The organism is Prevotella amnii CRIS 21A-A (assembly GCF_000177355.1).
Taxonomy (GTDB): domain Bacteria; phylum Bacteroidota; class Bacteroidia; order Bacteroidales; family Bacteroidaceae; genus Prevotella; species Prevotella amnii.
The window spans coordinates 51,145-63,828 of the sequence record NZ_ADFQ01000003.1; the positions used below are offsets into that span (position 1 = coordinate 51,145).

Genomic DNA, 12,684 nt, shown 5'->3' on the forward strand with positions numbered 1-12,684 from the left:
TTGGTGGTTTGAAGTTAATTAAATGAATAGATAAGAAATCAAATGACTTAATAAGGATTAGATAGCCAACTGCATCTCTTCGGTGAAAGAAAGGAAACGGTCGAATTCCTCAAAGAGTTTCTGTGGCGTTACCTTTGCATAACGCTCGGTCATGCTCACGTTGGAATGTCCCAGCATCTTACTCACGGTCTCAATAGGTACACCCTGTTCAAGCGTGATGAATGTGGCAAAGGTGTGCCTTGCCGTATGTGTGGTAAAAGGAAACGAGATGCCTGCACGAAGCCGCAGGGCTTTCAAATAAGATTGGTAAGTGGCATATCCCATGAAAGGGAGCAATGTTTCCCTTTCATCGCTGTGGAGCTTCTCCATCAGCCGTATGGCTTCGGGCAGCAGTTTGACACGACAAGGCACACCTGTCTTCTGACGGTTGAACTTCAGCCAAAGGCAACCCTCATCATCACGCACAAGATGGGACTTGTTCAGTTCCATCAAATCGCAATATGCAGCACCTGTATAACAGGCAAAGAGGAAAATATCCCTTGCCGTTTCCATTTCCTCCTCCAAGTCCTCAAATTGAAGAGTCTTTAACTTCTCAAATGCCCCTCTGTCAAGTGCTTTGGGCAGTCTCTTGTCGCCCTTGCTAATTTTGGCTTTGTCAAATAGAAGTACATCAGCCAATCCCTCACGGTAAGCCAACCTGCATACCGTCTTCAAATGCGTGGCTGCATTATAGAATGTGCTTTCTTGAAAACCGCACTCACCTAAGAAATACTGCCCAAACTCATAGATAAAGTTCTCTGTGAGCTGTGAGAAAGCCAAGTCTGTCACCTTGTATTTCCGTTGAATAAACTTCTGCAAATGAATTCGGGTAGAGTGATAGCCGTGTATGGCTCCTTCCTTGATGTCTATACCAACATGGCTTTCCTTCTCCTTAATGAGCATATCCAGCCTTTCAATGAGCATGCATCGTGTCTGTACGCTCCCTTGGAACAGCTCTTTCACATCGGCTGCATCAAATAGGCAACCTTTGGATAGCAGAGATTGATAAGCCGACTGAACAGACAACAGCAGATTTTCCAATTTACCGTTTATCTCCACCGCCTCACGACTCTTACCATCCATTCTGCTCTCTCGTGGATTCCACAAGTCGGGGTTGCAGGAGAGTTTACAACTGAACTGTGCAATACTCCTTCCAAGTGTAATACGCCCCATGATGGGAGCCTTGCCCGACTTGTCAAGACCGCTCTTTTTGAGGTAGAGCAACACCTTCATTTTCTCTTGTTTCATACGCTTTAATTTTTATGGGCAAAGTTACCCGAATTAAAGCGTTCCTCACTTATGCAGAAAACTGCCGACCGCAGCAACAGCCACACGAGCGAAAATAATTCAGTTACCGAACATTACTTCATCGTTACCTATCTCAAAATCAGGTAATGCTTTGGTAACTGAACTTCTGCCTAAATCTGCATATTCCTGCCCTTTTTGAAAAGAGCACTTCTACGCAAATCGTTTCGTTTCTTCCTCATTATCAGTCAGTTTACACCAACTTCGATTTTTCTTCCTTTTCAAGGATTAGTTGCAACCCTAAACATCATCTTTTCTGCTATAAAACATCACCTTTTGCAAAGCCGCTCCTTATGCAAAGTCAACAATCTGATAATAAGCCTTTTACATAAGCAATGCTTAGAGCATAACCTGTGCTATTATAATGTTATCTTGCCAAAACGGAAGGCACTGACCTTTATTTATAATATTCCTCATTGTGCGCCCCTGTAATGCGTTGCTGACGTGGCGCAATGGGGTCTTTTTCGCTAAGAGACCAGTTAGCAAAACAACGGATAGAACCTTTTTTTTGCTCTTTAGGATTAAACATACGTCCACGATAAAACCCATTAGGGTGAAAATAGCGGCAAAAGAACACTCTGTAAGAATTGCCTGGGTCATAAGCATCGCTAAAAACTTTTGATGCAGAAAAGTAACAAGCGTCGTCAATTATTTGCAATCCTTTACTATTACCGTCATCATTAAGTATGCGAACAACGTCATTGCTGTTGTTTTTATTCCAATATTCAGGATTTGATATCTCGTCAATGGTTATAGGAAGGTTACCTATCCACCGTGCAGTAATGGCAAGTCTGCGTCCACGCCCATCTACATTACACCCTTTATCTTTGTCTTCTGTGTGTATTACGAAGCGATAAGCACAGCGATAGCGATTGCCCGTGAGGTCTTTGTTATCTTTGCTACGGACATGCTCAAAGCGTATGCCATATATCACCTTACTATTTCCATTAACCACCGTCTTGTATATACTATTATATAAGGACGGTGCGGAGAATCCTTGCAAGTCTTTAAGCTGAAGCCACTCCTTGAAATAACCGTCAAGCGAAGGACCTTCAGGGCTTTTGCTATCAGTAAAGCCAAGGTTTCTGCCCTCAAGATCTTTTTTCTTTACCTGCCAATCGGCATAACATTTTTCTGTCACATAGGGCAATGCGGCACCAAGCTCCTCTATAGATGGTATATGATACCCCTTAGGTGCTTTTCCTGCCTCTACTAATGTTTGGAGCTGTTGTTGCTGAAACTGCCCCTTTCCGCTGTGTGGCTCTATGTCGTTAGTAAATACTAAATCTTTTTCATCTATCTCTGTAAAAACTCTTTCAGGCACAGCCAAGTTCGATTTTGCCATACGTGCCAACGGCACACGCCACTTATAGCGGTTATCTCCCGGAAACATCTCCTTTAAGTTTACCTCTATCACCTTTCCCTTATAAGGTTCCCAGCTATCTACACGTTGGTATTCGTTAGTATGCGGTGTGCCACAGAGAAACTCTCCCCGTACTTTGCCTTGACCATTGAGCCAGCCCAGCATGAAACCACCATGAGCAGATGTAATGGCAGTAGTATTATCTAAAGAGATCTTTGCCTTAGAATAGTCGCACTCAGCTTTATCCTTATTACCCTTCCCTTTATATGAGAAGATGTCTACATACTCGCCCCCATTTATAGGCATTCCCCACACATAAAACTCGTCATAGTCTTTACCTGTTTCTTTAGCAGCGGAGTAAGTATATCTATAACGCAGCTCCCAAACTTTTGAAAACTGATATTCTTTTAACCTTGCCATGATACGATTACCTGTCTGTGTTTCAGGTCCTTCACCTAATTCGTGATAATCTGTAGGGTGGTGCCACACCCAATAGTCTTTTACAGAGTTTTTATGCGATACTCTGACAGAGTTCTTCTGTAGCGGATCTTTTTCTTTATCATAGTTTACAAAACAGAAAAAACCATTTGGCGACAGCCCTGTACTGGAAAACATATACTGGTGTTCCTCTGGCTTCAATAGCTTATCGCTACGCTTAACCCTTACCTTAAACACTACACCTTGCGGCTCGAAGCGCATGTTATGGAAATCTATTTTGTTCTTACCCTTAATATCCACCTTTACCCAGTTGGCTACAAAGGGCACATTAAACTCATGTTTTGTGCTACTACCTGCAACAGATCCGTTTAGCACCTTTGGCTTTTTACCATCTTGCCCATAAAATTCTACAGTGTTGGGAATGCCTTTTTCTCTTTCCATATCTCCGCCTACAATGCCAGCAATATACCAGTTTTCGCCAGGGTTAATGTCTACACTTTTTTTGTTAATCCACTCTAAGGTTATCTTAGGGCAGTAAGTGCTCAAGTGCCAACCGTTTGAGGTTTTACTCTTACTTGTCCAACGAATATGCAGATATGCCAACTTGCGATTGTCGTTGTCGTCTTCCTCATCGTCTTCCTTGATAAGGTAAGCGTCTGTCTCAAAACTGTTATCCTCTGTAAGCTCAAACATCTCATTCATGATAACAGTGGCACGCGAAGAAGGCTGTTGCGATAAGGACATATCCCTCTGTGGCAAAACTACCCCTGCACTACCACTTTCAATGGTAATAACAGATGTGGCACATTTCTTACTTGCTTCTTTTCCTTTTATATTAGGCTCGGGAAGTATTTCGTCCGAACAGCTAACACTAATGGTAAAAAGCACCATTAGAAAGAAAAATATTTTTATACTTTTCATTTGCTCTCTATTGATAATTTTCTTATATATACCAAACTACTTTTTTGTAACTATCTTAAAACCATAACATAACCTCACTATGGTTCTTCATACTCGCTGTAATCCTGATTATCTGAAGCGTTTGGGTCTTTAGACTTTTCCGGATCTAACTTTCCAGGAGAATAATCTGAAATGCCACTATCATGACCACTCACCTCTACAAGCATACTTTCAGCCTCCACTGAAATAATACTACAAACAGGAACAATATATTTCCGTTTCATCACTATCTAAAAAAAAGAATGTTTACCTTATCTATATTTGATAAATAAATAAAAAAATATTTTTACTACACACATTCACCTTATCACAAGGTATGTGTCTTGCTAACTAAAATGTATCAATAAAAATAAGAAAAACACCATTTAGGGAAAGCCACACGTATGCAAACGCAACAAAGTAACCAAATGGTCATCACTCGCCAACCTACTAAAACAATCTGGGGGGGGTAAAAATTCATGGGAAATATGCAAATAAAATACGTTAAAAAATAAAAATCTTACTCTTTATATATTCTTTCTTAAATTATTACTTATTATTAATTTTATTAAGATTATTGCGCTGCAAAAGTAAGAAAAAAAGTTTAAATATCCACTTTCTTGTGCTTTTTTTAACCTAATATCACAAGGAAAAGCTAATTTTCTATAAAAATTTTTTATTTTATGCTGTTCCTTTTATACTTTTGCACTCATGTTACTGACAAAACAAACAGACGAGAAAATTATGAGAAAAACTATTTCTATCTTATCGAAGAGTTTTATTTTATTCTTCTTCCTTTCCTTGTTTAGCTGTTCTTCAAAGATAAAGGACACCCCAGTATTAGTAAAAACGCTCCAAGACGGCGATCTTCTTTTTATTGCAAAAGGAAAGCCTAACGCCATAACCGACGTTACCTCAGGTGTAGATGGGCTAAAAATAGACCATGTGGGCATATATGTAAGCATAAGTTCTTGTGGGTACGTCTTAGAGGCATGTCCTCCGAAGGTTAGGCTTACCACAATGGCAGACTTTCAAGAGCGCGCTAAGAAGAGCGACAAAAGCGCACGTATCATCGTAGGAAGGATTACCTCAGATATAGACGTACATGCTTCTATAAAGAAAGCCATGTCTTACATTGGGCGCAAGTACGACTATCTTTACCTTCCTGACGACAACGAGCTATATTGCAGCGAGCTGGTACAAAAGTCGTTTGTAGACAGTAAGGGGCACTTAGTGTTCACCCCTATTCCTATGACCTTCCGCGATAAGAACGGTAAGATACCCGATGTTTTTGTCAATATGTATAAAAGCCATAACATTCCGGTGCCAGAAGGCAAGCCTGGCTCTAACCCCGGAGACCTTTCCCGACGCCCACAGCTAAGAATATGGTATTACCAATAATTAGCTAAAACACAATATTTTACGAGCCTTTAACGCTTAAAGACATATACATTATATATTAAAAGAGCAATAAGCCCATTGTGGTATAATAACCACTTTGGGCTTTATTATGGTATGTTAATTTAAGTCTTCTTATAAATATTTTTCATTCAGTTTGTTGCCTCTTTAAAGTATTATACCTACTTTTGTATTTTATGTTTTGTGTAAAAACATATTTCTAATTGTTTTTAACGGACAGGATACATCTTAATAAATAAAACATTATATAACCCATAACAGAAAATAGAGAATAAGATGCAAAAAAGTATTTTTTTAAAACACACATGGATAGTTCTATTATTGAATATCCTTTTATGTGTATTACCTTGTCTTCAAATCTCTGCTCAGAATGTAAATGAGATGAATGTTACGCTTAATATGAAGCGTGCATCATTAAAACAATTCCTTGACGAGATAGGCAAACAGACCAGTTTAGAGTTCGTCTACGATGCAGAGCAGATAGACAAGATTAACGATGTTACCATCAATGCTCAGGACAAGCCCGTAAGAAGCGTGTTAGGGCAGGTGTTAGGGCAGGTATCGTGTAGCTATTCCATAAGTGGAAACGTAGTTACTATTACTCAAAAGAGTGAGCCCAGTCGCAGCAAAGGCATTTCTGGACAGATAACCGATGCTCAAGGCGTTCCTCTTCCCGGTGTTACCATTCGTATGGAGGGCTTTAATGGTGGATACATCACAGACATAGACGGTCGATACTCTATAGAAACCACTCAAAAGGAAGCCAAACTTAGCTTTACCTACATAGGATATAAAACCCTACACAAAACAGTTAAGAACGGCACTGCAGGCAACTTTGTCTTAGAAGAAGATGCCGAGATGCTTGGCGAGGTGGTAGTAACAGGCTATGGCACAAAAAACAAAAACAGCTTTACAGGAGCTCAAACCTCTATAAAACGCGACCAGCTTATCTCTGTGGGTACAAAGAGCGTTTTAGAAAGTCTTTCGGCTTTTGTACCGGGCATGATGGTGTTAGAAAACAACACTGCAGGCTCTGACCCTAACAAGCTCGCCGATATTAACATTCGTGGTAGAGCTACCTTCGACGGAACAGCAAACATGCCAGTATTTGTTGTTGATGGGTCGCAGGTTAATGTGCAATATGTTTATGATATGGACGTTAACGATATAGAGAGCGTTACCGTGCTAAAAGATGCTTCTGCATCTGCTCTATATGGTGCTAAAGCCTCTGCAGGAGTTATAGTAATAAAGACTAAAGCTATGACGGGTGGCAGACTAAAGCTAAACTATAATGGTACAGTGCGCCTTTCTACCCCTGACCTTAGCGACTACAACCTTCTTGGGGCAGCCGAAAAGCTTGAGTATGAACGCTTGGCTGGGCTATATAGCAGCACTAACCCTCAGGAGCAATATGCCCTTGAGCAGCAATATGCCGACATCTATCGTAAGGTAAAAGACGGCGTGTACACTAACTGGATAGCTAAGCCTCTACGCAACGCCATAAGTCATCAACATAGCCTAAGCATAGACGGTGGTGATGAGCGCGCCCGTTATAGTTTAGGCGTAAGATACGGCAACGATGCTGGTGTTATGAAGGGTTCTAACCGTGAGCGTTTGTCTACAAATTTCCGCTTATCTTATGGTATAGATGGTAAGTTTTTTATTTCAAACACCTCTACCCTAAGCTCTATAAAGACAAACAATTCTCCTTACGGCGACTTCTCTTACTGGGTAAAACAAAATCCATACGAAAACCCATACGATGAGAATGGCGAATACAGACAGTTGTTACATTATAACCTTGCAAACCCTCTTTATCAAGCATCTTTGGGGAGCTATAGCAAGTCTGACAATCTCGACTTTCTTAACACTACCTCTTTGCAGGTATGGATAAACAAGGTGTTCCGTATAGATGGCGACTTCTCTATACAAACCTCAAAACTTAACTCTCGTAACTTTACATCACCTTTCTCAGCTCTTGAAATAAAAAACAAAGCTGATGTTTCTCGACGTGGTACGTTAAGAGATGGCAACAGCAAGACTGCTAACTATCAAGGTAAGATAATGTTATCTTATAATGCTTACGTTCTGCCTAAGCTCTTCTTAACAGCAATGGGAGGTAGCAGCATAGAGTCGTCTACAGTAGACGGTGCCGATTACACCACTATAGGTTTTTACACCGACAAGCTGGGACACCCCTCTTTTGCTACATCTTACGCTAATAATAAGCCTTCAGGCACAGATATACGATATAATGGTGTAGGCTTCTTCGTAAATGCCAACACGATATACGACAACAGATATTTCCTCGACCTTATATATCGTTATGAAGGGTCATCAAAGTTTGGTAAAAACTCTCGCTTCGCTCCTTTCTGGAGTATTGGTACGGGGTGGAACATTCACAACGAGAAGTTTATGAAAGGCTCTCCTTTCCAGCTATTAAAGCTACGCGCCAGCATGGGATATTTAGGTAACATCTCCTTTGAGCCTTATCAGGCTTTGACTACTTATACCTATGCTAATGGGTATAACTATGTTAAAGGTATAGGTGCGGTGCCTCTTACAATAGGAAACACAAACCTAAAGTGGGAACGTACACTAAGCAATAACATAGGTTTAGACATTACCATGTTTAAAGGACGCTTCGATTTTTCTGCCGACTATTATATAAAAAACACTGACAACCTACTGCTCGACATCACCAAAGCTCCCTCTATAGGTGTTGCTACCTCTCGCGAAAATGTTGGTGAGGTACAAAATACAGGTTTCGAGCTACAGGCTCGCGTCTTACCTATAAAGACAAAAGACTGGCAATGGTCGGTAGGCGTAAACTACTCATACAACAAAAACAAGATAAAAAAGATAAGTAATGCCCTAAAGGCACAAAACGAAAAGAACCAAAAGCAAGGAGGCGTTACCCCTCTTCCTATATATGAAGAAGGACAATCGCTCACAGCTCTAAAGGTAGTACCATCGGCAGGTATCGATCCTTCCACAGGTAACGAGATATACATCAAACGCGATGGCTCTTACACCATGACTTACGACCCCAATGATAAGGTTATTTTTGGCGACACAACACCATTTGGTATAGGTGCTATGACATCGTATCTTACATATAAATCGTTGTCTTTTGGTGCTTCTTTCAGATATTCTTTCGGTGGAGCGGTGTATAACCAAACTCTCGCAAGCAAAGTGGAAGGTGCCGATCCACGTTATAATGCCGATGCACGTGTGTTTAACAGTCGCTGGAAACAGACAGGCGACAATGCTAAATATAAGCGCATCGATGATACCTCTGTACCTATGCAAACATCACGCTTTGTAGAGGTAAACAATTTTCTCACTCTTAGCAGCCTATCCTTAGGTTATGACGTACCTACAACGGTAAGTAAGCGTTTAGGACTTAACCGCCTACGCTTCGAGCTTATTGCCAACGACCTGTTCTATTGGTCTACCGTAAAACGCGAGCGAGGCTTGTCTTACCCTTATGATAGAAGTATAGAATTGTCAGTAAGATTGTCATTGTAAAAACACAAAAAAATAGTTATGAATAAAATATATTTATATATCACCCTACTTATAGCCCTCGTAGGATTATCTTCTTGTAGCGATTTCTTAGATGTTCAGCCCGCAGGACAGTTAGAACAAGAAAAACAGTTTAGCGATATGCGTGGCTTCAGAGACGCTATGTATGGAGCTTATGGCAAATTGGCTACAACAGATTTATATGGAGGCAATCTCTCTTATGCCTTTGTAGACCAAATAGGACAGATGTCGGGCTATGCTGCTTCTTCCGTGCCTGCTTATTTTGCTGGAGCATACGACTATAAAAAGAAAGAAGTAAGAAGTATTATTAATAGTATATGGTTCGGTCAATATCAGGCTATATCATATATAAACAACATCTTAAAACATATTAATACTACTGAGATTACCCACCCCGAGCTATCTATAATGCGCGGAGAATGCTTAGGGCTTAGAGCTTTCTTACACTTCGACCTTGCCCGATTATTTGCCGAAGACTATCTGCAAAGCACTAAGACTTCGCGAGGGCTACCTTACTCTACGTCCTTCGACCTAAATAACCGCAAGCTATATTCGTTACACGACACCTATCAGCTCATACTTAACGACCTTGATGAGGCTGAAAAGCTGCTTGCTAACGACAATGTTGTAAACGTAGAAAAGAATCCTACTAATGATTATATGAAGGGCAGAGCAGTATTCTTTAACAAATATGCCGTAGCTGCTACTAAAGCACGAGTATATTACAGTATGGGAAAATACGACTTAGCTGCTAAATATGCCAAGATAGTAGTAGATAGTAAAGACAATTTTAGCTTAAAAAAACTTACATCTATGGACGGAGTGAAAAGATTTCCTGCTACTAACGAACTTATCTTTGGGCTCTACAACACAAGCCTTTCTAAAGAGATTGCACAAATGTTCCTATCACAAACAGCAAGAGGAACATTCTACGAAGGACGACGCGACCTCGAAAAGCTTTACGAAACCTCGTCCTTTACCGCAACAAGCTCGGATATAAGATACCCCTCTTTCTACAAGCTCAACACTCCCGGAAGCACACAGACATTCTCTTTTATACGATTATTAGAGAGCGAAGCACAAATAGCTACACTTCCTCTTCAGGGATTTACACTTATCCGCCTACCTGAAATGTATTATATACTCAGCGAAAGCCTCTTCGATACTAATAAAGAAGAAGCTATCAGCTATCTTAATAAGGTAAGAGCAAGCAGAGGATTAGACCCTGTAAGTAGCGATAAGACCGTTAATCGTGAGGCTTTTGAAAAAGAAATGCTACATGAACGTATGAGAGAAATGCCCGGAGAAGGACAAATATTCTATGCTTTAAAACATTATAATAAAAGCTTTACTGACTTTACTGGTACCAAGACCATTACACCTTCTACCGAAATTTTTGTATTACCTTGGCCAGAGAATGAAACAGAATTTGGTAACAAATAAAAAAATATAGAATATGAAAATGAAAAAAACATATATTTTTGCTCTTGTTGCAACAGCACTCATCACTGCTTTGAGTGCATGCAGCAATATAGACTATAATGGAGAATACAGCAAAGACGGATATTATAACACAAATAACCAAGTATATTTCTATTATAAAACTGCTGCCGACTCTATTATAAACTATTCCTTTAGTGGTAAACCTGACGACACATTAACACACACCGTTTATGTGCCGGTGAGGTTAGCAGGAAAACTTATAGACAAAGCGCAAACATTCAAGGTTGCTGTTAATGACGCAAGTACGGCTAAAAGCGGAGAACACTATAGCGCATTAGCTCCTGAATATAGTATCCCTGCAGGTGCTATGCAAGCCTATTTACCCATTAAGCTCATAAGAAAAAACCTCTCTGAAGAGAAGAACGACTCTATAAAGCTAATACTAAACCTTATACCTACCAACGACTTAGGTACAAGATTTAGCAAAAGCAACAAGGTTACCATTACCTTCGATAACGTGCTTATGAGACCCGACTATTGGGACGTTTTAGAGCTTTGGGGTATTGGAACATATAGCCGGGCAAAGCATAAAATGCTATTGGGCTTTTATAACGGCGATGTAAAAGGTATATACGATGGGGTTACCAATAACCCACCTGAAGCTCTTTACAAGCTATATGGTTATGTAGTAAAAATAAAAGAATACTTTGACGCGCATCCAGAAAAACAATAAAAACAAAAAACTTATGAAGAAAGCATACTTACTATTGATATTCGCTATAAGTTTGTCGTTATGCTCTTGCATAAACGACAACTCTACCGAAGCCGCTAACTCATCTTCGCTGTTAAGTCTTACTAAACCTTTAGATAAAACTTACAGCCTCAACAGGTGGGAAACACTTACCATAACACCACAAGTAGCACAAACTAATAAGCAAAAAGATATAAGCTATGAGTGGGAAATAAACTATAAGGTGGTATCTAAAGAGAAAGATCTCAAATATGTATGTGCTGACTTTGGAAAATTTCCAGCACGATTAAAAATAACAAACGGTGATGATATACGCTACTACGAATTTAATATCGACGTACAATACTCATACGGACAAGGCGTTTACGCACTGGCACAACACGAAGGAAAAGCCATACTTTCATATATACCAGATGGAGCAGAAGGGAAAACTTTTGCATTAGATGTGCTTAAAAAGAACAATCCTAACACAGACTTTACAGGGACAGCAAATGCTATCGACTACACTGTAGCCTCTGGAGGAAAGCCTCTAATGTACATAGCCGTAGGCAATCCCTCTAAAATATACGAGCTAAACCCTAACCTTATGACAATAGGGTTCTCGATAGCTGCCACTGGCAACGTGTCATGGCTAAAGCGAGACCCACGCGGATACCCTGCCTTAATGTTAGTAAAAGAAGACGATAAGCTAAAAACACTACGCATGCTAAGTCCGTCGGCTACACTCGTACCTTACTCAAGCTACTGGGAAAAGAAAGTTAATGACAACACTCTCAATTTTGCTAATGCTGCAACACTATGGAAGAGTGAAGACCTACGTTACACACATGCCATAGCCTATTATGACAACACTGCAGGACATCTTTTCGTACAGGCATCTCAATATCCTAAATCGCCTGATGAAATACTTAAAGACAAGTTCTCTAAGCAGACGTTAATAGGCATAGGAGGGATTAATCAAGAACGAAAAATAGCCTTAATAACATATAATAAGGATACTCATAAATATGTTTTCTATCATATTTTCCCAGGATTCTTCTCTTCAAAGAAAGAAAAGCAGCAAGAGCCTAATATAATATATCAAAAGGAAATGCCTGCTAACACTGGAATAAACGAAAACTCTATAGTATGCACTACACCTACCAAGAACCTCGTTTACTACTCTTCAGCAAACAAGATATATGGGTACAACGTGCTATCAAATGGGTCTTTCCCTACAGAGCCTCTTTTCTCTGTTGGCGAAGAGTCTGAAAACATCGTAGACCTATACATATCTCCTGATGACAGCAAGCTATATATAGCTACCAACAACACTAAAGGGAGCCTTGTAGGAAGCATTTACTGCTATAACTTAGTAGACAACAAAATGATATGGCAGAAACGAAACATTACAGGGAAAATAGTAAAAATAACCTATCGTAATCCAGAAACGAAATAA

8 protein-coding genes are annotated in these 12,684 nt (G+C 40.0%); 5 read left to right on the plus strand and 3 right to left on the minus strand.

What is annotated here, in order from left to right:
* Positions 1 to 57: 57 nt before the first annotated feature.
* The 3 genes from HMPREF9018_RS00255 to HMPREF9018_RS00265 form a co-directional block, all read right to left on the minus strand.
* Positions 58 to 1,287 carry a site-specific integrase gene (locus HMPREF9018_RS00255; RefSeq protein WP_008446638.1) on the minus strand — a complete coding sequence of 410 codons (1,230 nt, stop codon included), beginning with the start codon at positions 1,285 to 1,287 and terminating at the stop codon, positions 58 to 60.
* Positions 1,288 to 1,741: 454 nt separating this feature from the next.
* The gene (locus HMPREF9018_RS00260; protein WP_008446503.1) at positions 1,742 to 4,066 is read right to left on the minus strand and encodes a hypothetical protein; all 2,325 of its coding nucleotides are present in this window, start codon (positions 4,064 to 4,066) and stop codon (positions 1,742 to 1,744) included.
* A gap of 77 nt (positions 4,067 to 4,143) precedes the next feature.
* Positions 4,144 to 4,329 (minus strand): hypothetical protein, encoded by a 186-nt coding sequence (locus tag HMPREF9018_RS00265; protein ID WP_008446482.1) that lies wholly within the window; start codon positions 4,327 to 4,329, stop codon positions 4,144 to 4,146.
* Positions 4,330 to 4,828: 499 nt separating this feature from the next.
* Between HMPREF9018_RS00265 and HMPREF9018_RS00270 the strand changes: the two genes are divergently transcribed.
* The 5 genes from HMPREF9018_RS00270 to HMPREF9018_RS00290 all read left to right on the plus strand — a co-directional run bounded on the left by HMPREF9018_RS00270 (position 4,829) and on the right by HMPREF9018_RS00290 (position 12,684).
* Positions 4,829 to 5,485, plus strand: a complete 657-nt coding sequence (locus HMPREF9018_RS00270; RefSeq protein ID WP_008446475.1) for a YiiX/YebB-like N1pC/P60 family cysteine hydrolase — start codon at positions 4,829 to 4,831, stop codon at positions 5,483 to 5,485.
* Between the two features lie 294 nt (positions 5,486 to 5,779).
* Positions 5,780 to 9,034, plus strand: coding sequence for a SusC/RagA family TonB-linked outer membrane protein (locus tag HMPREF9018_RS00275; RefSeq protein ID WP_039863817.1), 3,255 nt, complete (start codon positions 5,780 to 5,782; stop codon positions 9,032 to 9,034).
* Positions 9,035 to 9,052: 18 nt separating this feature from the next.
* Positions 9,053 to 10,495 carry a RagB/SusD family nutrient uptake outer membrane protein gene (locus tag HMPREF9018_RS00280; RefSeq protein ID WP_008446718.1) on the plus strand — a complete coding sequence of 481 codons (1,443 nt, stop codon included), beginning with the start codon at positions 9,053 to 9,055 and terminating at the stop codon, positions 10,493 to 10,495.
* 13 nt (positions 10,496 to 10,508) lie between these two features.
* Entirely contained in the window at positions 10,509 to 11,228 is a 720-nt protein-coding gene (locus HMPREF9018_RS00285; RefSeq protein ID WP_008446536.1) for a DUF4843 domain-containing protein, read from the plus strand.
* Positions 11,229 to 11,241: 13 nt separating this feature from the next.
* Positions 11,242 to 12,684, plus strand: a complete 1,443-nt coding sequence (locus tag HMPREF9018_RS00290; RefSeq protein ID WP_008446735.1) for a hypothetical protein — start codon at positions 11,242 to 11,244, stop codon at positions 12,682 to 12,684.

Excerpts from the sequence above, each read along its gene's own strand:
- HMPREF9018_RS00285 (WP_008446536.1), top strand. The coding sequence starts at position 10,509 with ATGAAAATGAAAAAAACATATATTTTTGCTCTTGTTGCAACAGCACTC.
- HMPREF9018_RS00270 (WP_008446475.1), top strand. The coding sequence starts at position 4,829 with ATGAGAAAAACTATTTCTATCTTATCGAAGAGTTTTATTTTATTCTTC.
- HMPREF9018_RS00260 (WP_008446503.1), bottom strand. The coding sequence starts at position 4,066 with ATGAAAAGTATAAAAATATTTTTCTTTCTAATGGTGCTTTTTACCATT.
- HMPREF9018_RS00255 (WP_008446638.1), bottom strand. The coding sequence starts at position 1,287 with ATGAAACAAGAGAAAATGAAGGTGTTGCTCTACCTCAAAAAGAGCGGT.
- HMPREF9018_RS00290 (WP_008446735.1), top strand. The coding sequence starts at position 11,242 with ATGAAGAAAGCATACTTACTATTGATATTCGCTATAAGTTTGTCGTTA.
- HMPREF9018_RS00280 (WP_008446718.1), top strand. The coding sequence starts at position 9,053 with ATGAATAAAATATATTTATATATCACCCTACTTATAGCCCTCGTAGGA.
- HMPREF9018_RS00265 (WP_008446482.1), bottom strand. The coding sequence starts at position 4,329 with ATGAAACGGAAATATATTGTTCCTGTTTGTAGTATTATTTCAGTGGAG.
- HMPREF9018_RS00275 (WP_039863817.1), top strand. The coding sequence starts at position 5,780 with ATGCAAAAAAGTATTTTTTTAAAACACACATGGATAGTTCTATTATTG.